This window comes from Rhodococcus sp. EPR-157 (assembly GCF_001647195.1).
In the GTDB taxonomy this organism is placed as follows: Bacteria; Actinomycetota; Actinomycetes; order Mycobacteriales; family Mycobacteriaceae; genus Rhodococcoides.
This window is the reverse complement of the sequence record NZ_LVCV01000596.1, coordinates 1-19,756: the sequence shown is the minus strand read 5'-3', so window position 1 is coordinate 19,756 and position 19,756 is coordinate 1. Positions and strand designations below refer to the sequence as shown.

At 62.7% G+C, this 19,756-nt stretch carries 22 protein-coding genes and 1 pseudogene; 15 read left to right on the top strand and 8 right to left on the bottom strand.

The window, feature by feature from the left end:
* The coding region (locus A2J03_RS31310; protein ID WP_331712403.1) for a sensor histidine kinase at window positions 1-351 on the top strand (351 nt) is incomplete at its 5' end.
* Entirely contained in the window at window positions 348-980 is a 633-nt protein-coding gene (locus A2J03_RS25810) for a response regulator transcription factor (protein WP_068379930.1), read from the top strand. The genes A2J03_RS31310 and A2J03_RS25810, both read left to right, overlap by 4 nt.
* Before the next feature lie 3 nt (window positions 981-983).
* On the opposite strand, the gene A2J03_RS25805 is transcribed toward A2J03_RS25810, so the two are convergent.
* Entirely contained in the window at window positions 984-1,592 is a 609-nt protein-coding gene (locus tag A2J03_RS25805; protein WP_068379927.1) for a TetR/AcrR family transcriptional regulator, read from the bottom strand.
* A gap of 82 nt (window positions 1,593-1,674) precedes the next feature.
* On the opposite strand from A2J03_RS25805, the gene A2J03_RS25800 reads away from it, so the two are divergent.
* Window positions 1,675-2,661 (top strand): nitrilase-related carbon-nitrogen hydrolase, encoded by a 987-nt coding sequence (locus tag A2J03_RS25800; protein WP_068379924.1) that lies wholly within the window; start codon window positions 1,675-1,677, stop codon window positions 2,659-2,661.
* Window positions 2,658-3,713, top strand: coding sequence for an agmatine deiminase family protein (locus A2J03_RS25795; RefSeq protein WP_068379921.1), 1,056 nt, complete (start codon window positions 2,658-2,660; stop codon window positions 3,711-3,713). The genes A2J03_RS25800 and A2J03_RS25795 overlap by 4 nt, the downstream gene beginning before the upstream one ends.
* Here A2J03_RS25795 and A2J03_RS25790 read toward each other — a convergent pair.
* Window positions 3,695-4,231 carry a hypothetical protein gene (locus A2J03_RS25790; protein WP_068379938.1) on the bottom strand — a complete coding sequence of 179 codons (537 nt, stop codon included), beginning with the start codon at window positions 4,229-4,231 and terminating at the stop codon, window positions 3,695-3,697. The two genes, A2J03_RS25795 and A2J03_RS25790, sit on opposite strands and share 19 nt — an antisense overlap.
* 5 nt (window positions 4,232-4,236) lie before the next feature.
* Window positions 4,237-4,461, bottom strand: a complete 225-nt coding sequence (locus A2J03_RS25785) for a helix-turn-helix transcriptional regulator (RefSeq protein ID WP_068379918.1) — start codon at window positions 4,459-4,461, stop codon at window positions 4,237-4,239.
* A gap of 278 nt (window positions 4,462-4,739) precedes the next feature.
* Between A2J03_RS25785 and urtA the strand changes: the two genes are divergently transcribed.
* From urtA to A2J03_RS25755, 6 genes and pseudogenes are all read left to right on the top strand, one after another.
* The gene (gene urtA, locus A2J03_RS25780; RefSeq protein ID WP_068379915.1) at window positions 4,740-6,014 is read left to right on the top strand and encodes an urea ABC transporter substrate-binding protein; all 1,275 of its coding nucleotides are present in this window, start codon (window positions 4,740-4,742) and stop codon (window positions 6,012-6,014) included.
* A 94-nt stretch (window positions 6,015-6,108) separates the two neighbouring features.
* The gene (gene urtB / locus A2J03_RS25775) at window positions 6,109-6,993 is read left to right on the top strand and encodes an urea ABC transporter permease subunit UrtB (RefSeq protein ID WP_068379912.1); all 885 of its coding nucleotides are present in this window, start codon (window positions 6,109-6,111) and stop codon (window positions 6,991-6,993) included.
* A pseudogene (gene urtC, locus A2J03_RS25770) lies at window positions 6,990-8,078 on the top strand (urea ABC transporter permease subunit UrtC). Before urtB ends, urtC begins: the two are co-directional and overlap by 4 nt.
* Window positions 8,075-8,923 carry an urea ABC transporter ATP-binding protein UrtD gene (gene urtD, locus A2J03_RS25765; protein WP_068379909.1) on the top strand — a complete coding sequence of 283 codons (849 nt, stop codon included), beginning with the start codon at window positions 8,075-8,077 and terminating at the stop codon, window positions 8,921-8,923. Before urtC ends, urtD begins: the two are co-directional and overlap by 4 nt.
* On the top strand, window positions 8,916-9,608 hold the full coding sequence (urtE, locus tag A2J03_RS25760; protein WP_068379906.1) for an urea ABC transporter ATP-binding subunit UrtE: 693 nt from the start codon (window positions 8,916-8,918) through the stop codon (window positions 9,606-9,608). Before urtD ends, urtE begins: the two co-directional genes overlap by 8 nt.
* Before the next feature lie 11 nt (window positions 9,609-9,619).
* Window positions 9,620-10,294 carry a GntR family transcriptional regulator gene (locus A2J03_RS25755; protein WP_068379903.1) on the top strand — a complete coding sequence of 225 codons (675 nt, stop codon included), beginning with the start codon at window positions 9,620-9,622 and terminating at the stop codon, window positions 10,292-10,294.
* Window positions 10,295-10,403: 109 nt separating this feature from the next.
* Here A2J03_RS25755 and A2J03_RS25750 read toward each other — a convergent pair whose 3' ends face one another.
* Window positions 10,404-11,318, bottom strand: coding sequence for an ABC transporter substrate-binding protein (locus A2J03_RS25750; protein WP_068379900.1), 915 nt, complete (start codon window positions 11,316-11,318; stop codon window positions 10,404-10,406).
* Between the two features lie 183 nt (window positions 11,319-11,501).
* Between A2J03_RS25750 and A2J03_RS25745 the strand changes: the two genes are divergently transcribed.
* The 3 genes from A2J03_RS25745 to A2J03_RS25735 are packed head-to-tail and all read left to right on the top strand — an operon-like array spanning window position 11,502 to window position 14,557.
* The gene (locus A2J03_RS25745) at window positions 11,502-12,551 is read left to right on the top strand and encodes a M48 family metallopeptidase (protein WP_068379898.1); all 1,050 of its coding nucleotides are present in this window, start codon (window positions 11,502-11,504) and stop codon (window positions 12,549-12,551) included.
* Between the two features lie 55 nt (window positions 12,552-12,606).
* Window positions 12,607-13,140: a carboxymuconolactone decarboxylase family protein gene (locus A2J03_RS25740; protein WP_068379895.1), complete on the top strand. Its 534-nt coding sequence runs from the start codon at window positions 12,607-12,609 to the stop codon at window positions 13,138-13,140.
* Between the two features lie 28 nt (window positions 13,141-13,168).
* The gene (locus A2J03_RS25735; protein WP_068379891.1) at window positions 13,169-14,557 is read left to right on the top strand and encodes an ABC1 kinase family protein; all 1,389 of its coding nucleotides are present in this window, start codon (window positions 13,169-13,171) and stop codon (window positions 14,555-14,557) included.
* A 6-nt stretch (window positions 14,558-14,563) separates the two neighbouring features.
* Here A2J03_RS25735 and A2J03_RS25730 read toward each other — a convergent pair whose 3' ends face one another.
* The 4 genes from A2J03_RS25730 to A2J03_RS25715 are packed head-to-tail and all read right to left on the bottom strand — an operon-like array spanning window position 14,564 to window position 18,751.
* On the bottom strand, window positions 14,564-15,415 hold the full coding sequence (locus A2J03_RS25730; protein WP_068379888.1) for an SDR family NAD(P)-dependent oxidoreductase: 852 nt from the start codon (window positions 15,413-15,415) through the stop codon (window positions 14,564-14,566).
* The gene (locus A2J03_RS25725; protein WP_068379935.1) at window positions 15,412-16,935 is read right to left on the bottom strand and encodes a flavin-containing monooxygenase; all 1,524 of its coding nucleotides are present in this window, start codon (window positions 16,933-16,935) and stop codon (window positions 15,412-15,414) included. The genes A2J03_RS25730 and A2J03_RS25725 overlap by 4 nt, the downstream gene beginning before the upstream one ends.
* Window positions 16,932-17,774 carry a diiron oxygenase gene (locus tag A2J03_RS25720; RefSeq protein ID WP_068379885.1) on the bottom strand — a complete coding sequence of 281 codons (843 nt, stop codon included), beginning with the start codon at window positions 17,772-17,774 and terminating at the stop codon, window positions 16,932-16,934. The genes A2J03_RS25725 and A2J03_RS25720 overlap by 4 nt, the downstream gene beginning before the upstream one ends.
* A gap of 14 nt (window positions 17,775-17,788) precedes the next feature.
* A complete protein-coding gene (locus A2J03_RS25715; RefSeq protein ID WP_068379882.1) occupies window positions 17,789-18,751 on the bottom strand; it encodes an AurF N-oxygenase family protein in 963 nt (320 codons plus the stop codon).
* A gap of 97 nt (window positions 18,752-18,848) precedes the next feature.
* On the opposite strand from A2J03_RS25715, the gene A2J03_RS25710 reads away from it, so the two are divergent.
* Together A2J03_RS25710 and A2J03_RS30760 are read left to right on the top strand one after the other, a co-directional pair.
* Window positions 18,849-19,619 (top strand): TetR/AcrR family transcriptional regulator, encoded by a 771-nt coding sequence (locus A2J03_RS25710; protein ID WP_068379880.1) that lies wholly within the window; start codon window positions 18,849-18,851, stop codon window positions 19,617-19,619.
* A partial coding sequence (locus A2J03_RS30760; protein ID WP_156520589.1) for a DUF4873 domain-containing protein occupies window positions 19,616-19,756 on the top strand: 141 nt, incomplete at its 3' end. The genes A2J03_RS25710 and A2J03_RS30760, both read left to right, overlap by 4 nt.

Below are 19,756 nucleotides of genomic sequence, written 5' to 3'. Positions count from 1 at the left end.
ACCGAGATCGGCGACCTCGACGCCATCGGCCGACTGACCGTCGTGCGCGTGGTTCAGGAGTCACTGACCAACGTCATGAAGCACGCCGTGCCCGAATCGACCGTCGAAGTCGACGTGGCTCGGGCGGACCGAGGGTTCAGGATCATGGTGGTCAACGATGCAGCACCTGCAACGCCGACCGACTACGGACGAACTCAGGACAGGCACGGATTGATCGGCATGAACGAACGGGTTCACGTCGTGAACGGCACATTCGACGCGCAGACGGCCAACGGAAAGTGGACGGTGACGGTATGGATACCCGGCCGAACGAATACTCCGGACACGACGGCGCCGGTGAGCGCGGGGTGATCCGGCTCGCCATCGTGGACGATCAGCGTCTCGTACGCTCCGGCCTCGTCATGCTGTGCGGTTCGACGCCCGATCTCGAGGTCGTCGGAGAAGGCACCAACGGCGTCGATGCTGTTCGGTTGGCCGCAGAACTGACGCCTGATCTCATACTGATGGACCTGGGGATGCCAGGAATGGGCGGCATCGAAGCCACGCGGCAGATCGTCGCCGCACATCCGCAGATCAAGGTATTGGTACTGACCACGTTCGACGACGACGAGCACCTCTATCCGGCACTCGCGGCAGGCGCCGCGGGATTCATGGTGAAGGACACGGCCCCGGCCGACGTGCTCGACGGGATTCGACGCACGGTCGACGGGGACCTGATGTTCTCCCGATCTCTTCTGCACCGCATCGTCTCGCGCGCGGTGACGGTTCCGCAGCCACCGCAGCCGCCTGTCGGGTCCGATGCGCTCACCAGGCGGGAACGTGATGTCGTGGCGTTGGTGGGTGAGGGTCTCAACAACGACGAGATCGCCGACCGGTTGCACATCAGCGTCACGACGGTCAAGACACATGTCTCCAACTCGATGGACAAGTCGGGCTGCGACAACCGAGTACGACTCGCGCTCTTCGCGCAGCGGCTGTAGCCGCTACCGGGGATCGAGCCCCGCCAGGAGCGCCCGCAGCCCGAACTCGAAGGCGTCCTCGGATCGTGCTTCCCGAGTACCTGCGGCACGAGCAATCGTGTCCAAGGCTGCCCGGAACTCCACTCCGACCTCGTCGCTCCTTTCCCAAGGAGCCTCCGGGGCGGCAAGGTCGAGCGCCGAACCCAGGACATAGCTGTCCACCACGGTGATGATGCGCAGAACATCCGCCGGTACGAATCCTGCCTCGGTCAAGATCCGAGCCATCGTGTTGTACATCCCGAACGCGGCGCTGCTGTTCACCGCCTGGGCCGTCAGCAGCGGGATCAGTCTGGGATAGCGGCCGTAGCTGTCTCGGTACCCGCGCGCAATCTGGGCGAGCGCCTCGCGCCACGGTGCCCCGACTTCCGGCATGTCCACCTCGGACATTGCCCGTCCCCGCAGCAGTTCGACGATCTCGTCGCGCCCGGACACATGGTTGTAGAGCGAAGACGGACTGACTTTCAGCTTCTTGGCCAGCTGCGGCATGGTGAATCCGCCGGACTCTTCGACGAGAGTCAGGGCCGCCGTCGTGATGCGATCGACGTCGAGAAGGGGTGCCGACGGTCGTCCCACAGCATTTCTCCCGTATCTGTTGCGTTCGAGGCAGACGTCAACGATACTTAACGAATCACATTCGTTTTAACAGGAGTCCGACATGCTGACCCTCACGAATCTCACAGCACCCGAGCCTTTGACCCGCACGACCCCGACGGACCGCCCGCCCCTGCGCGTCGGGCTCGTGCAACACCGCTGGATCCCCGACGCCGCCCAGTTGCGCCGCGAACTTCTCGACGCCATCGCCTCGGCTGCAGGACTGGGCGCCCAGGTCGTGTTCCTTCCCGAGATCGCACTGCTGCGCTACCCGGCCGACACTCGTGCCTCGGACAATCCCGGCCGTGACGCCGAGGATCTGCTGACCGGGCCTACGTTCTCGCTGGCCGCCGAGGCAGCACGGGCCAACGGCATCGTCGTCCATGCATCGCTGTACGAAAAGGCCGAGGAGGCAGACGGTCTCGGGTTCAACACCGCGATCATGGTTTCTCCGACGGGCGAATTGTCGGCACGCACCCGCAAGCTCCACATCCCCATCTCCGCGGGCTACTACGAAGACACCTACTTCCGGCCCGGACCGGCCGTCGACCCGTATCCCGTGTACACGCCCGAGGGATTGGGCGGCGCGCGCATCGGGCTGCCGACGTGCTGGGACGAGTGGTTCCCCGAGGTCGCTCGGAGCTATTCACTCGGCGGCGCAGAGATCCTGGCATATCCGACGGCCATCGGTTCCGAACCGACGTTCCCGGGGTTCGACACCCAGCCGCTGTGGCAACAGGTCATCGTCGCCAACGGCGTCTCGAGCGGATTGTTCATGGTCGTGCCGAACCGCTGCGGCGACGAAGGCGAGATCACGTTCTACGGATCCTCGTTCATCTCCGATCCTTACGGACGCATCCTCGTTCAGGCTCCACGAGACGAACCGGCAGTGCTCGTCGCCGATCTCGACCTCGACCAGCGTCGGGAATGGTTGGAGCTCTTTCCGTTCCTGCTCACTCGCAGACCCGACACGTACGGCAGGTTGACCGAACCCGTCGACACCTCGCGCCCGTACGGCGACGGACACGCTGCGACGGCGGTCGTGAAATGAGCGCGGCTGCACAGAGATACCTGATGCCCGCCGAGACTGCGCCTCAGGACAGGGTGTGGATGGCGTTCCCGTGCGAGGGCTATTCGCTCGGCGACGACGAGAAGGACAAAGACGAAGCACGCTCGACGTGGGCTGCCGTCGCGCACGCCATCGCGAAGTTCGAACCGGTCACCGTCGTCGTCGATCCGAACGAAGTGTCTATCGCCCGCACCTATCTTTCCGCAGATGTCGACCTGTCCGTAGATGTCGACATCGTCGAAGCGCCGTTGAACGACGCCTGGATGCGCGATATCGGGCCGACGTTCGTCCATGCCGAGGACGGATCCGTCGCGGCGGTGGACTGGGTGTTCAACGGTTGGGGCGCACAGAACTGGGCTCAGTGGGACAAGGACTCGCACATCGGCGAGTTCGTATCCGGACTTTCGGGTGTTCCGCGGATCGCGTCGCAACTGGTCAACGAGGGCGGCGGCATCCAGGTCGATGGCACGGGAACCGTATTGGTCACCGAGACAGTGCAGTTGGATCCCGGTCGCAACCCCGGACTCACCAAGGGCGACGTCGAGGCCGAACTGGAGCGCACGATCGGTGCGAAGCACGTCATCTGGCTGCCGCGCGGATTGACACGCGACTCCGAACGATTCGGCACCAGGGGGCACGTCGACATCGTTGCATCGATCCCGACGCCGGGGACCGTCATGGTGCACGTTCAGCGCGATCCCTCGCATCCGGATTTCGAGGTGAGCAGGCTCGTCCTCGACGTGTTGCGCGCCTCGCACGACGGTCACGGCAACGAGTGGACGATCGTCGAGATGCCTGCGCCGGAAACGCTGTCCGATGCCGAGGGATTCGTCGACTACAGCTACATCAACCATCTTGTCGTCAACGGCGGTGTCATCGCGTGTAGCTACGACGATCCGGTCGACGCGGAGGCCGTATCGATTCTGCAGCAGGTGTATCCGGGACGCGAGGTCGTGACGGTCGATGCGCGTCCACTGTTCGCACGGGGCGGCGGAATTCACTGCATCACGCAGCATCAGCCGTCGAGGCGGTAGGGCTCTTCCTTCTCGAGTTCGACGAGCTCTGCCTGTTCTGCGCGGGCTTCGTCCTCGCGGTCCAGCCGCCGCTTCCGCGCCACACCGATTGCGGCGCACATCAGTCCGATTGCGGCGCCGCCTGCCATCGCGACGGCCAACAACGCGCCGTTCCCGACGTCGCGGAACACCAAGTTCACCGCCGCGCCGGCTCCCCCGGCAAGGTAGAGACCGAGTAAGAGCGCAATACGTGGGCGAGCCAGTTTCTGGGACGTGTGCATATCCAGCCCGCGCGACCTCGAGTAGGCGAGCACTGCGAACGAGATGCTCAGGTAGACGATGAACAACCCGATGGCGATCCAGCTTCCTGTTCGACCGGCGACCCAGGGCAACACCGCACCCGCCAGGAGCGAAGCCCAGATGAAGAGCTGAAACCCGACGGCGGATGCTTCGTTCCAGACATCCCGCTGACGCTCGTCGTCGTAGAACTCGTCGTCCAGATCGCCGACGAACCGCATGGTCTTGGTGAAGGTGCTCATGGTCGTCACTCCTCTTGATCCGACTTACTGGGCGTGAACAGTGCTTCGACGGTGGTGCCCAATGCTGTCGCAAGGTTCAGCGCCAGGTAGACGCTCGGCGCATAGTCACCGCCTTCGACGGAGACGATGCTCTGCCTACTGACCCCGCAGGCCTTACCCAGCTCGGCCTGTGTCAGCCGCGCGGCCTTCCGATAGTCACGCACCGCGTTGGTTCTCGGCGCGTTGGTCATGACAAAAGTCAAGCCGACTTGTCATGAAATGTCAACCCTACTTGTCATGACTCGACACGCTGCTGCGATATACCCCCCGGTTGTGCGCCTACGGCCCGCCTCAGCGCACAACCGGGGAGTAGATCCTCACAGCAGCCCGAATAGCCAGCGCAGCAGCATGTTTACCGCGCGGTAACGTCCGAAACGAACTCGTCATCGTGCAACATACCCGCGCAATACTTGCCCTTTACTGTCTGCAATCGCGAATACAACCCCGTATACAAGCGAAAGGGCGCCAGATGCCTGCTCTTCCTTCTAGTAAGTTCGCCACGCGCGCGCTGGTCGCTCCGGCCGCGCTGGCAATGGTCGGTTTGGCACTCACCGCGTGCGGTAGCAAGGCCAGTGACACAGCATCCGGCGACGGCGGGACGACTGCCGAGTCCTGCGTCGACACCTCGGGCGACACCATCAAGGTCGGATCGCTCAACTCGCTGTCCGGCACCATGGCCATCAGCGAAGTGACGGTGCGTGATTCGATCGCACTCGCCATCGAGGAGATCAACGCCGCCGGCGGCGTCAACGGCAAGCAGATCGAGGTCGTCGCCGAGGACGGCGCGTCCGAACCGACCATATTTGCGGAGAAGGCAGAGAAGCTGATCAGCAGCGATTGTGTCGCAGCAGTATTCGGCGGCTGGACCTCCTCCTCGCGCAAGGCCATGCTCCCGGTCTTCGAGGACAACGACGCGCTGCTGTACTACCCCGTCCAGTACGAGGGTCTCGAGGCGTCGGACAACATCTTCTACACCGGTGCGACCACCAATCAGCAGATCATCCCTGCATTGGACTACCTCAAGGAACAGGGCGTGACGTCCCTGTACCTGGTCGGCAGCGACTACGTCTTCCCGCAGACCGCCAACCGCGAGATCAAGGCCTACGCGGCGGCCAACGGTATCGAGATCAAGGGTGAGGACTACACCCCGCTCGGCTCGACGGACTTCTCCACCATCGTCAACAAGGTCCGCTCCGCCGACGCCGATGCGGTGTTCAACACCCTCAACGGTGACTCCAACGTCGCGTTCTTCCGCGAGTACACCAATGCCGGACTCAATGCCGCTGACATGCCGGTCATTTCGGTGTCCATCGCCGAGGAAGAGGTCGCAGGCATCGGCGCACAGAACATCGCGGGCCAGCTGACGGCCTGGAACTACTACCAGACCGTCGACACGCCGGAGAACAACAAGTTCGTGGCCGACTACAAGGCCAAGTACGGCGCCGACAAGCCGACCTCGGATCCGATGGAAGCCGCCTACACCTCGGTCTACCTGTGGAAGAACACCGTGGAGAAGGCGAACTCGTTCGCGGTCAGCGACATTCAGGCTGCTGCTGACGGCGTCAGCTTTGCCGCGCCCGAGGGTGAGGTCGTCATCAACGGCGACAACCACCACATCTCGAAGACCGCGCGCATCGGCGAGATCCGCCCGGACGGCCTGATCTACACCGTCTGGGAGTCCCCGGCGCCGATCGAGCCCGATCCGTTCCTGGAGACCTACGACTGGGCCGCCGACCTCAACTGACCAGCCGCTTCGCTCCAGTGGCGCGGTTGGGTGCACTCCAGTGCACTTAACCGCGCCACTGGCGGCGGAGCCGCATCCTAAGAAGGAGCCTCACATGGATGTCGTAGTCGGGCAGCTGTTCACCGGCCTCAGTATCGGATCGATTCTCTTGCTCGCCGCCCTGGGACTGTCGCTGACATTCGGTCAGATGGGCGTCATCAACATGGCCCATGGTGAATTCATCATGGCCGGTTCGTACACCGCATACGTCGTGCAGCAAGTCGTTTCGACCGGCGGCGCGTCGCTGTTCATCTCACTGATCGTCGGATTTCTCGTCGGCGGCGCCATGGGCGTCCTGCTCGAGGTCACTCTGATCCAGCGCATGTACCACCGCCCGCTGGACACGCTGCTCGTCACGTTCGGCGTCGGGCTCGTGCTGCAACAGCTCGCTCGCGACATCTTCGGGGCTCCCGCAGTCAACGTCGTCTCCCCCGGTTGGTTGTCCGGCGGCGTCGAGATCCTCGGGGCCGTGGTCCCGAAGACCCGCATCTTCATCCTGGTTCTCGCCATAATCTGTGTAGTCGCATTGTCGTTCGCACTCAAGACGACCCCGATGGGCCGACGCATCCGAGCGGTCGTGCAGAATCGCGATCTCGCCGAAACCTCCGGTATCTCGAGCCGCAAGACCGATATCTCGACGTTCTTCATCGGCTCGGGTCTCGCCGGAGTCGCGGGCGTCGCGCTGACACTCATCGGATCCACGAGCTCCACCGTCGGCCAGAGCTACTTGATCGACGCATTCCTGGTCGTCGTCGTCGGCGGACTCGGTCAGATCAAGGGTGCTGTCATCGCGGCGTTCGCGCTCGGCATCATCAACTCGTTCATCGAATACAGCACCACGGCGTCCATCGCCAAGGTCGTCGTGTTCGTGTTGATCGTGATCTTCCTCCAAGCCCGCCCGCAAGGTCTGTTCGCGGTCAAGACAAGGAGTTTGGTATGAGTACCTTCATCGCAAAGCGCGGTGCCTGGTTGGGCTTTGCCCTTGCGGCCATCCTCCTGTTCGCCGTCGCACCTGCAGTTCTCAGCTAGTTCCGGCTCAATCTTCTCGGTAAGTTCATCTGCTATGCCATCGTCGCCGTCGGCATCGGATTGGCCTGGGGTCGAGGCGGAATGCTCACCCTCGGTCAGGGCGTGTTCTTCGGGCTCGGCGCCTACATCATGGCGATGCATCTCAAGATCGCCGACGCCGAGATCCGCGGCGACGACGTACCGGACTTCATGGCGATCGCCGGCATCCGCGAACTACCGTCGTACTGGGTTCCGTTCACCTCGCCGTTCGTCACCATCCTCGGCATTCTCTTCGTGCCCGCTCTCGTGGCGTTGGTCCTCGGCCTCGGTGTCTTCAAGCGTCGAGTCAAGGGTGCATACTTCGCCATCCTCAGCCAGGCACTCGCGGCCGCGTTCGCGATCCTGCTGATCGGTCAGCAAAGCACCGGAGGGTCCAACGGACTCAACAGGTTCCGCACCTTCTTCGGGTTCAACCTCAACGATCCGGCCAACAAGCAGATGCTGTTCTTCATCGCCGCGGGAGTACTGCTCGTCGTCGTCGCCATCACCCGCCAGTTGATGTACTCACGCTACGGCGAACTGCTCGTTGCAGTCCGTGACCAGGAAGAGCGCGTACGCTTCCTCGGCTACGACCCTGCGAACGTGAAGATCGTCGCGTACGTGGCCGCGGCGTTCTTCGCCGGACTCGCCGGTGCACTGTTCGTACCGATCGTAGGCATCGTCTCCCCCAACGACGTCGGCATCGTCCCGTCCATCGCGTTCCTCATCGGAGTCGCGATCGGTGGCCGCACCACCCTGCTCGGACCGGTCCTCGGCGCGCTGGGAGTTGCCTGGGCGCAGACCACACTGTCCGAACAGTTCCCGTCGGGCTGGACCTACGCGCAAGGTCTGCTGTTCATCGTCGTCGTCGGCTTCTTCCCTGCCGGTGTAGCCGGCTTGTTCGCACTGCGCAGACGCAAGAAAACAGACGAACCTTCTGCCCTTGTCGATGTCGAAGAGAAAGAGCTGGTCAAATGATCCACATCGACAACCACCAGCCGACATTCGGTGGAAATGCCGGAATGTCGAGCCAGTACCTCGAAGTCCGCGGGCTCACCGTCAGTTTCGACGGTTTCAAGGCGAACACCGATGTGAATCTGACCCTCATGCAGGGCGACCTGCGGTTCCTCATCGGCCCCAACGGCGCCGGCAAGACAACGCTGATCGACGCCATCACCGGACTCGTGCCGGCAACGGGGTCGGTCACCAAGTCCGGCGTCGAATTGCTCGGCAAGAAGGTCCACCAGATCGCACGCCTCGGCGTCGGTCGAACGTTTCAGACTGCCAGCATCTTCGAGCAACTGACCGTGCTCCAGAACCTCGACATCGCGGCCGGTTCCGGGCGGTCGATGATGACGATGCTGCGCAAGCGCAAGACTGTCAGCAACGAAATCGAGGAGGCTCTCGAGACCATCGGCCTGACGAAGGAGCGCGACAAGCCCGCAGGAATCCTCGCGCACGGTCAGAAGCAGTGGCTCGAAATCGGAATGTTGTTGGTACAGAACGCGGATGTACTCCTGCTCGACGAACCGGTCGCGGGCATGAGCCACGAGGAACGCGAAGAAACCGGTGAGCTGCTGCGCCGCATCGGTGGGGAACGCACCGTGGTCGTCGTCGAACACGACATGGACTTCATGCGGGCGTTCGCCACCTCCGTCACCGTCCTCGCAGGCGGAAAGGTCCTTTCCGAGGGAACCGTCGCCGAGGTGCAGGCGGATCCCAAGGTCCAGGAGGTCTACCTCGGCACAGCCGCTGCCGGTGAAGAACTCGAACTGATCGCTGAAGAGGGCGCAGACACCCACCAAGGAGACAGCCATGCTTGAACTCGTCGACGTGCGCACCGGTTACGGACGCAGCGAAGTCATCCACGGCGCCTCCCTGTCCGTCCCTGCGGACGGCGTCGCCGCCGTCATGGGGCACAACGGTGCAGGCAAGACGACGCTCCTGCGGGCCGCTGTCGGTCTGCTCAAGGTCACCTCGGGCAAGGTCATGTTCGACGGTGAAGATGTCAGCGGGCTTCGGCCGAGTGCGCGGGTCGCACGTGGGCTTGCGTACGTCCCGCAGGGGCAGCAGTCGTTCGGGCAGCTCACGACGGCCGAAAATCTGCAGGTCGTCGCCGACGGTCGCAAACGTGGGAAGGCGTTGATCGACGAGGCACTCGACCTCTTTCCGGCGTTGAAGGAGCTGCTGACCCGGCGTGCCGGATTGCTGTCCGGTGGCCAGCGTCAGCAGCTCGCCATTGCCCGGGCGCTGATCACCGAACCGAAAATGCTGATTCTCGACGAGCCCACCGAGGGAATTCAGCCCTCGGTCGTCGCCGAGATCGAGCGCACGATCCTCGATCTCACCCAGCGCGGCGGGCTCGGAGTGCTCCTGGTGGAGCAGCACATCGGTTTCGCACTCGAGTCGGCTCAGAACTACTACATCCTCGAAGCCGGGCGCATTACCTCGAGCGGAGCCGGCGGTACCGATTCCGAGGCCGACGTACGCGCAGCGATGGCGATCTGATCGCGCTTGCCATGCCGCGCAAGGACCTTCGGGAGAAGGTATACGTTTCGCTGCGCCGAGATCTGATCTCCGGCGCGATCACCGCCACCGAACGTCTCGGCGAGGAACGACTGGCTGACCTGTACGGCGTCTCGCGCACCCCGGTGCGTGAGGCGCTCGCACGGCTTCAGGCAGACGGTCTCGTCATGCGAGGCGAGGACGGCCTGCACCCGTATCGACCACGCGTCGACGACCTCGCTGGGTTGTACGAGCTCAGGCGAACTCTCGAGTCCCGGGGAATCGTCCGTGCCATGGAGGATCCCACCGTTCAGCACAATCGGCGCGCCATCGAGGACGAGGTGAACAGCTGGCGGGAACTGCTCGATTCAGACTACGAATCGACAGATGTCGTGTTGATGGACGAGCGCTTCCACACGACACTGCTTGCCGCGTCGGGAAATGCTGCGCTCACCGACGCACTCCGTGCCGTCAATGCAAAGGTCCGTCCGGTACGCATGCTCGGCCCGATGTCCACGGACAACTTTCGCGATCAGATCGGTGAGCACATCACGATCGGTGAGCTCGTACTCGACGACAAACTAGCCGACGCGCTGTTCGCACTCGAGACGCACATCGATACCTCCCGAGACCGTGTCATCGCGCGGGCCGAGCAGGCCGCGTGGTTGGCAGGTGCGGTGCGCACCTGAGCGGCAGTACTCTGCGGCTCCGCCGCGGCGACTCTGGGCGGCTCCGCCGCAGTGGCACGGTTGAGTATGTTCCAGTGCACTCAACCGTGCCACTGGTCGCGGAGCGACCTCAATTCTCTTGCGAGAGAATACGATCGATGTCGTCGAGCACGGTCAGACCGCCCTTCGGCCCGACGCCGGTGATCCAGTACGACTGATCGACCGCATGCGGGTTCGGAAGCGCTGCCGCATTGTCGGTGATCGATGCGGGTATCGTCGCAGGGTCGGACGGGTTTTCAGCGGTCACGACAATCAGATCCGCCCGCGCCTCCCCCGCCAATTCCTGGGACAGGTCGACGGAGATCTCGTCTGCCCATTCCGGGCGCGGTGGCGTCGTGAATCCCGCACATTCGAGGGTGCTACCCGCGAACGACGACGGTCCGTACAGGGTCAGTTCACCGTTGCGTGGCCGGATCAGCTGCGCTGTACTGCCCTCGGTCGCATGTTCTTCGGCGACTTCGGCGCACCGTTCGTCGTAGTCGCCGAGCAAGTCCTCGGCGCTCCCCTCTTTGCCGAGAGCACGGGCGACGAACCGAACGTTGTCCTGCCACGGGTCCGACTGCGACGCCATGAACACTGTCGGCGCGATGCCCGCCAGCTGGTCGTAGTACTTCCCGTGCCGAGTCTCGGTGCCGAGGATGAGATCCGGCTGCAACGCTGCGATCGACTCGATCCTCGGCTCGGCGACAGAACCGACCATCTCGATGCTCGCGGCCTGGTCGCCGAGATAGGCAGGCACACCGGTCGCTTCACTGAGTACCGCAGTACCGACGGGAACGACCCCGAGCGCAACAGCGGTGTCGAGTTCCACCGGCTCCAGAGTGACTATCCGAAGCGGCGAATCCGGTACCTCGACGGTTCCGCGCACGGTCTCGATCGACCGGGTGTCATCGTCGCCCTCGCCAGCCGTTGCCGAAGTACAGCCGCTGATCCCGGCAGCGGCAGTGAGCGTAACCGCCAGAATCCCGAGAGCCGGTTTGAACATAGTCACCGTCGTAGCCTCCGATTCAAAGTCGTTGAATATCGAAGCTGAAGGTTAGCCTATCCAAAATTAAGCGGCGAACTCGATACTGCGAGGCACCCGACCCCACGTCACAACGCTGTTCGGACCACCCGCCCCGCTTTGCTGATACTTTGATCTTCAGACCGACCACGCTGGGAGAACCAATTGACAACCGCGCCGGACCGCACCCGTATCGAGTTCCCCGACATCAGTTCTCGCACGTGGGAACACCCGTCAGACCGAGCAGCACTGGTCACCCTTCGCACTCTCAAGGGTTTCGACACAGTTTTGCGGACACTGTCGGGGCTCCTTCGCGAACGGCAGCACCGTCTGATGTACCTCGCGACGGCCGTGCGTGTCGACGAACGGCAATTCAAGGATCTCGACGATCTCCGCAGCGATTGTGTGCAGATCCTCGGCGCCGACGAGACCCCGGAAATGTTCGTCATGCAGTCGCCGGTGGTCAACGCGTTCACGATCGGTATGGACCGCCCGTTCATCGTCGTCACTACCGGCTTGCTCGACATCATGACCTACGAGGAGCAGCGTTTCGTCGTCGGCCACGAGCTCGGCCATGCACTCTCAGGTCACGCTGTCTACCGCACTGTGCTGATGCATCTGATGCGACTGGCCGGCACCATCGGCTGGATACCGGTGGGCGGTTGGGCGCTGCGTGCGATAATCGCAGGGCTGATGGAATGGCAGCGCAAATCCGAGTTGTCCGGCGACAGAGCCGGTTTGCTGTGCGGCCAGGATGTGCACACTGCGATTCGCGTGCAGCTCAAGTTGGCGGGCGGTGCGCGTATCAGCGAGATCGACGTCGACGCGTTCCTCGCGCAGGCAGCCGAGTACGAATCCAGCGGCGATCTACGCGACGGTGTGCTCAAGCTCCTCAACATCGAGTTGATGGCGCACCCGTTCTCGGTCCTGCGGGCTGCGGAGTTGAAGAAGTGGGTCGACAGCGGCGAATACGCGGCGGTACTTCGAGGCGACTACCCGCGCAAGTCCACCGATCACGAGGCCAAGGCGTCCGACGAATTCCGCAACGCCGCCCGGTCGTACAAGGCGAACTTCGACACCTCGGAGGATCCGCTGATCAAGACCATCCGCGATCTCGGCAACGGATTCACCGGAGCGGTGGACGCCGTCGGCAACGGCATCGGCGACGTGGCGTCGGACATCAAGGATCGGTTCGATCACTGGCGCAAGTCCTAGCCTACGATTCCTATCTCCTGGTGCGAGGCAAGCGTAAAAAGGTAGCGTCGACGGCGTGAGCACACCTCGAATTCCGACCGGCTCGTTCAAAGACCTAGGCCCGATCAACTGGGCGCTGTGGCGAATACTGTCGAGGGTCGCAGGCACCCCGAACGCACACTTGTTCAGCACACTCGGCCGTACCGGCGGACTGTTCCGCGGGTGGCTCTTCTTCAGCGGACGACTGATGCCGGGCGGCAAGATTTCCCGATTGGAAACCGAGCTCGTGATCAATCGGGTTGCGCACCTTCGCGAGTGCGGATACGAGATGGATCACCACAGCCGAATCGGCCGCCGCTTCGGCGTCACGAAAGAGCTTCTTGCCCAGGTGAAGGAAGGACCGGAGGCCCTGGGACTGAGCGAACGGCACCGAACGATCCTGACTGCGACCGACGAACTCCTCGGAACCAAGAATTTGTCCGACGCCACCTGGTCGGCGCTGGCGGGTGAGTTCGACGAACGTCAGCTCATCGAGTTTCTGCTGCTAGTAGGTCAGTACGACGGATTGGCAACCACGATCGAGACGCTCCGCATCGAACGCGACTTCTGACTCACATTCGAAACCACCGGAGCAACCGATGTCTGGACGATCGCGCGAACACCATCTACCCACTTCACGATTGGCTCGCGGCACCACTCTCGGCCGTGCCGTGGCAGGTCAGGCAGCTCGCACTGCCGGTACCCGCATGTCGATGGTCGGTCGATCCGAAGAGCTGCGTGCACGCATTGCCGAGAACGCGTCCATTCAGGCTGCCGACCAGTTGGTGAACGTCCTGGGGGGCATGAAGGGCGCCGCCATGAAGCTCGGTCAGATGCTCTCCGTACTCGACCTCGCATTGGTCCCGGACGAGCACCGTGAACGCTTCCAGGCGAAGCTTGCGGCGCTGCGTGATCAGGCTCCGCAGGTTCCGTTCGCATCGATGAGACAGGTCATCGAAGAGGATCTTGGACGCACCATCGAGGACGCCTTCACCTCTTTCGACTCAACACCGATAGCGGCCGCGTCGATCGGCCAGGTGTACCGGGCGAGACTTGCCGACGGCCGTGAAGTGGCCGTGAAGGTGCAGTATCCCGGCGTGGACAAGGCCATCAGAGCCGATATGAAGAACCTCGCGCTCTTTCTCAAGTTCTGGCGGTCGACCGTCCCGTCGATCACGGCAACGGATCTCATCGAAGAGCTCCGCATCAACTTCGAGCGCGAACTCGACTACGCGGAAGAGGCTCGCACGCAACACCTACTTGCCCGACGGTTTGCCGGGCATCCGTTCATCGCAGTTCCCGACGCGATCGCCGAACTGTCCACTCCACGAGTGCTGGTCACGGAATATATTCGTGGCCAGAGCTTTTCGCACATTGCAACGCTGCCCGCCGAAGAGCGCAACCGCGTCGGCGAGATCATCTACCGGTTCTACATCGGTTCGCTGTTCCGGCACGACGAGTTCTGCGGCGATCCGCACCCCGGCAACGTACTACTGTGCGAGGACGGACGCGTCGGCTTCGTCGACTTCGGACTCTACAAACGCATGCTGCACGAGCACGTGCAGTTCGAACTCGAGTGCTTTCGCGCGGCGGCGGAAGGACGCGGCGAGGACTTGCTCGCGGCGATGATCGACCGTGGAATAGTCGAGCCCGATGCCGGGGTGACCGCCGACGAATGCCTGGACTACACGTATGCCGCAGCGGAATGGAATCTTGTCGACGACACCTTCACCGTCACTCCGTCTCTCGCGTCCGAAGGGATGTTGCTGGCAGTGGACCCGCGCGGCACACAGTTCGTCGGAATGAAGAGCCAGACCCTGCCGCCGGAGCACCTGTTCTCTCGTCGCGCAGATTTCATGACCTTCGGAGTCCTCGGGCAGCTGAACGCCACCGCCAACTGGCACCGGATTGCGCGCGAATGGATGTACGGAGAACCGCCCGTCACGAAACTCGGTCGCATCGAACAAGACTGGCGAGACAGATCATGACGCCAACTAGTGCTTGATGACGCCAGTTCTCTTACCCGCTTCGATCCCGAGCCGATGCAGCGGCGCCAGCAGGTCCTGGTAGCGCGGCCCGACAACGCGGGGAATCAGATCGAAGCCACGGGCATCGGGACCGATGAGGATGCGAGCCTTGTTCCGTTCGACTCCGCCGAGGATTACCTTGGCCGCTCTGGTCGGGGTTGTCAGAGCGATCTGCTCGAAGCGTCGAGCAACCTCGTCATGGTCGCCGAGTGCATCCATACCCCGTGCATTGGCGACGATGTTGGTCTTGATTCCGCCCGGATGCACACAACTCACACCGACGGGATGCCTCGCGATCTTCATCTCCTGCCGCAACGCCTCGGTGAACCCGCGGACAGCGAATTTAGCGGAATTGTAAGCGCTTTGGCCCGGAACACCCATCAACCCGAACACACTGGAGATGTTGACGAGGTGTCCCTCACCGGACTCGATCAATGCGGGCAGGAATGCCTTCGTTCCGTGGGCGACACCCCAGAAGTCGACGTTCATGACCCACTCGAAGTCGTCCCACGTCATGTCGAGGACGTCGGCCCCGAGCGCGACACCCGCATTGTTGACAACCAGATTCACCCGCCCGAAATCACTGACGACCGCATCCGCGTGCGCGTAGACGGCCGCCCTGTCGGAGACGTCCAACTCGTACGACAGTGTTCGGACGCCGGAGTTCTTGCACAGCTCGACGGTGTCCTTCAGTGCGTGCCCGTCGATGTCGGAGAGGGCCAGTGCGGTGCCCCGACCCGCGAGGTTCAGAGCAAGTGCGCGCCCGATTCCTGAGCCGGCGCCGGTAACGACCGCAACTTTGTCGGCAAAATTTCTCATGCAAGCACGTCTTCCGTCTCGGAGTGTGCCCCGGGGTTCGCTCCGAGGCGGCGTGGGACCACGACTTCGTAGTCGGCGGGGTCGAACTTTCGGGTTCGAAGCCAGTACTGCCAGGTGAAGCCGGGCCACACCGTCCGATTGACGCCCTGCGAGTCCAGGTACCAGCTTGTACACCCACCGGTCGACCACACCCCGACGGCGAGCTTGCGCTGAATGTCAGCGGTGAAGTCGTTCTGTACCTTCTGTCGGACCGTCAACGCCTCGGCAACACTGGCGTCGATGAAGTCGATCGCTTGCAGCACATACTTGATCTGCTGTTCGATCATGAATACAACCGAGTTGTGCCCGAGGCCGGTGTTGGGGCCGAGGAGAAAGAACGCATTGGGGTAGCCCGCGGCCGCGATGCCCAGGTGCGTCTGTATTCCGTGGGCTTTCCACTGCGGAACCAACTTCTTTCCACCGACACCTGCGACATTCACACTCTCGAAACCATCCGTCACGTGGAAGCCGGTGGCGTAGACGATCACATCGACATCTCGTTCGGACCCATCCGAGCTGACGATCGATCCAGCCCGCACCTCGGCAATGCCGTCCGTGACGACCTCGGCATTCGATCGAGTCAAGGCCGAGTAGTAGGAGTTCGACCCGAGAATTCGTTTGCATCCGATCCGGTAGTCAGGAGTCAACTTGCGGCGCAGTTCGGGGTCCTTCACCTCTCGCCTTATGAACCTGCGCGCGGCGGACTCGATCGGCCGGAGCAGGTTCGAGTGTCCGTTCAACCCGAACGCCATTCCTTCGGCCGACCAATAGATCGAGTCGCGAAACAGTCTCCGCAGCAATGGCAGCTTCGAAAATGCGTGACGAACGGGTTCCGGGATCGCAAAGTTGGAACGCGGAAGCACCCATGCAGGCGAACGCTGGTACAACTGCAGCGAGGCAACGGTATCGACGATCGTCGGTACCAACTGCACCGCACTCGCGCCGGTTCCGATCACCGCCACGTTCTTGCCCGCAAGATCGACCTCGTGGTCCCAGCGGGCCGAATGAAATGCTGCCCCCTCGAACGAATCGATACCCGTGAGCACCGGCGTGCTCGGGACGTGCAGCGCACCGATCCCCGACACCAGGAACTGTGCGATGTACTCGTCGCCACCGGCAACCGTGACATGCCAGCGCGATTCGACTTCGTCCCAGTACCCCCCAGTGCATTCCGTACCGAACCTGATGTGTCGGTCGAGTTGGTGCTTGTCGACAAGACCCTGAAGGTACTCGAGAATCTCAGGCTGGCCGGACCACATCTGCGACCAGTTCGGATTGGGCTCGAAGGAGTACGAGTACAGATGCGACGGAACGTCACACGCGCACCCTGGATAGGTGTTGTCGCGCCATGTACCGCCGATCGAGTCCGCCTTCTCGAGCACGAGGAAGTCCTCACGTCCCCGCTCGAGCAGCTGCATGGCCATCCCCAGTCCGGAGAATCCGGTCCCGATGATCACTGTGTTCGTACGGTGGACCGTCATGAATTCTCCTCCTGCGGCAACGCGCCGGTGAACTTCCACAGCCGTGCGGTGAGCACGCCGTCGAGCATGCCCGCCGAATCCAGAAACTCGACGACCGAAGCGCTGTTCCGACGCCTGGCGTCGGCTCGCCTCTTTCTCGACCCGAGCAGCCCCCTCGTCGACGAGAGTCCGACCGATCGATAGACCGCAGGCGAAATGGTGATCCGCAGAATCACATTCGCGAGAATCGACAAGAGGAGTCGATTGTAGGCCCTGACGATTCGGTTCGACTTGCCCTGCGCCGAGATCACTTCCGATCGCGCGAACCGGAACCTACTTGCACAGTCCAAGTCATGGATCTTCACTGCCTGCCGGACGTGCGGTTCCACCGCGACGTCTGCGACTGCACCGACCATCGCTCGCGCAAAGGTCTCCTCCACCAGCAGAGTCGCAGCGTGCGACGCTGCCCCCAGTGGCAGGAAGCTGAGAAGTTTGACGGCAGTCGCCGTCCCGACAGGGGGCCTGTAGGGCGGAAGCGACGTGGCGCGGATCAGCCGTCCGAAGGTGATGGTGGTCCGCGAACCGCCTGCGACCTCTTCGAGGGCCGCGCGGGACGCAGGACTGTTCAACCCTTCCTCGGCCGCTCGCCTGAGTTGATTCCCGGTCAGGATCGCCGACAGGTACGCGACGGTACTCCACAGACTGACCGCCTCATGAAGGGCCAGCGTGCGCCGCTGGTCGGCGGACAGCGCGTTCCAACGTCGAGTTCCGTACAGCGACACCGATTCCGGTGGCATCGCGAACATATTCTCTTGCCAGGGCGATTCCCAGTCGATGTCGACGTGTGGGTCGTAGTGCACTCTCGCCGTGCCCGTCAGACGAGATCGTCCGGCATGGCGCGCGTCATGCGCCACAGGCGCTTGGTCACGAACCCGTCGCACATACCGGCGTCGGCGAAGAATCGGATCATCGGCTCGGACGCGAATTGCATGTTGGTCTTGTACGTGCCGCTCGACATCGCCGTGACGATGCCCCGAATCGGGTTGATGCCCACCGATCGATACACCTTGGGATTGACGAGAACTGGATACGTGAAGTTCGCGATGACAGCCAGAATGAGGCGATGAAGCGCCCGATTGACTCGATTGGTCGACCGCATCATCCGCACCATTTCCTCGCGTGCATACGTGATGTGTCGGGATTCTTCGATCACGTGAATGCGCATCATCTGGCGAAGGTGCGGCTGAATATCCTCGTCGTTCTGCGCCTCACGTTGCGCTCGGTCGAGTACCTCCTCGATGAGGAGCGTCGCGCCGAACGTAGCGGGCCCGATCGGCAGGAACTGACCGAGTTTGACGAAGAGCAGCGATCCCTTGGGCAGCAGGTACGGCTCGATCCCTGCCTTCTCGATGAGCTTGCCGAACATGATGGAATGCCTCGACTCTTCGCCTATCTCGGCGATCGAGTACATGGAATGATCGGACATCGAACCTCGTCCGAACACACGCAGGAGGTTCGTGCTGAGGAACCCTTCCGCATAGATGCCGAACGACAGAATGCTCACGATCTCGTGCCTGCCGAGCTCGACCTTCTGCTCCTCGGTCAGCCTGTCCCACAGCTTCGTCCCGTAGAGCGAAACCCTGTGTTCCGGCAACCACTTCTTGCCATCGGCAAGCGGAGCATCCCAATCGATATCGACTTCGGCGTCGTAGAACTTGTTCGCCGTCGACTTCAGCAGCCGTCGCGCAGTTCGGTCACGCGGACCTACCGTGCGTGCCCCTACCGTCACCTCGTCCTCGGTCGATAGATTCGACCGCCCCACCTTGACCCGACTCATTGCCGACCTCTCCTGCTCGACGGGGCCGCCGCACACCCGACCCGAGTTACCAGTACCGCCGTTAGCCAGTACCGCCGGTAATGGGTACTATCCAAGTGTGGTCGAGGTCACCGAACGTGTCAACCCTGACGAGAGTCCGCCCAAGCCGGACGCTCGCAGTGAGCGATGGCGCGAACACCGCCAAGCGGTGCGGCAGAGCTTCGTCGACGCCGCGTTGACGGCTATCGACAGCCACGGTCCCGACGTCAGCATGGGCGATATCGCCAGTACCGCCGGCGCGGCGAAGCCGAAGCTCTACCGACATTTCGCCGACAAGTCGGATCTGTACGCGGCCATAGTCGAACACGTCCGAGAGATGCTGTGGAACCGAATTCTGCTGGCGACCAACCTGTTCGAGGATTCCGTGAGCACACTCATCGAACGCGGAACATCCGAGTACGCAATCATCGTGTCCGAACAACCGAACCTGTTCCGCTTCCTCGTGCACAGTCACTTCGCCGGACGGGCCGGCAACCGGCGCACCAACGAATCGAGCGCAGGCCCCGATCCCGCACTGGACTCGGCGCGAGCTGCGGCCAGGAAGCTCGCCGAGGTGTTCGCTGACGCTACCGGCGCGGATCAAGAGAACAGTTCCGCGATCGAACTGGTCTCCTATTCCGCGTTCGGGGCGGTGGCGTCGGCGACGGATTGGTGGCTGGGAGACTCCGATGCGCGAGCGCCCGTCATGACGACAGAGACCTTCACCTCGTACGTCGCAGCACTCATGCTGGGAATAGTCGAATCCACCTGTGTCATAGCGGGAGTCACCATCGATGCCGACCAACCCCTGCACACCGCGTTTTCGACCGAAGGAGACGAAGTTCTGTGAGCGACCTGGCCGGTAAGCCCGACTTCCACGGCGCCGCGACGCTGGCATTCGACGAGCCGGTCGAGTTCGACGTACGAGTCGACCTACGTGGGCATTCTCAGCCGATCGATGGCCGCTATCGCTGGTACGGCCGCGTC

Bases quoted from the DNA above. Each gene is read 5' to 3' on its own strand.
- A2J03_RS25790 (WP_068379938.1), bottom strand. From the start codon at position 4,231: ATGAGCACCTTCACCAAGACCATGCGGTTCGTCGGCGATCTGGACGAC.
- A2J03_RS25725 (WP_068379935.1), bottom strand. From the start codon at position 16,935: ATGACGGTCCACCGTACGAACACAGTGATCATCGGGACCGGATTCTCC.
- A2J03_RS25750 (WP_068379900.1), bottom strand. From the start codon at position 11,318: ATGTTCAAACCGGCTCTCGGGATTCTGGCGGTTACGCTCACTGCCGCT.
- A2J03_RS25715 (WP_068379882.1), bottom strand. From the start codon at position 18,751: ATGAGTCGGGTCAAGGTGGGGCGGTCGAATCTATCGACCGAGGACGAG.
- A2J03_RS25800 (WP_068379924.1), top strand. From the start codon at position 1,675: ATGCTGACCCTCACGAATCTCACAGCACCCGAGCCTTTGACCCGCACG.
- urtD (WP_068379909.1), top strand. From the start codon at position 8,075: ATGATCCACATCGACAACCACCAGCCGACATTCGGTGGAAATGCCGGA.
- urtB (WP_068379912.1), top strand. From the start codon at position 6,109: ATGGATGTCGTAGTCGGGCAGCTGTTCACCGGCCTCAGTATCGGATCG.
- A2J03_RS25730 (WP_068379888.1), bottom strand. From the start codon at position 15,415: ATGAGAAATTTTGCCGACAAAGTTGCGGTCGTTACCGGCGCCGGCTCA.
- A2J03_RS25735 (WP_068379891.1), top strand. From the start codon at position 13,169: ATGTCTGGACGATCGCGCGAACACCATCTACCCACTTCACGATTGGCT.
- A2J03_RS25755 (WP_068379903.1), top strand. From the start codon at position 9,620: ATGCCGCGCAAGGACCTTCGGGAGAAGGTATACGTTTCGCTGCGCCGA.
- A2J03_RS25795 (WP_068379921.1), top strand. From the start codon at position 2,658: ATGAGCGCGGCTGCACAGAGATACCTGATGCCCGCCGAGACTGCGCCT.
- urtA (WP_068379915.1), top strand. From the start codon at position 4,740: ATGCCTGCTCTTCCTTCTAGTAAGTTCGCCACGCGCGCGCTGGTCGCT.
- urtE (WP_068379906.1), top strand. From the start codon at position 8,916: ATGCTTGAACTCGTCGACGTGCGCACCGGTTACGGACGCAGCGAAGTC.
- A2J03_RS25785 (WP_068379918.1), bottom strand. From the start codon at position 4,461: ATGACCAACGCGCCGAGAACCAACGCGGTGCGTGACTATCGGAAGGCC.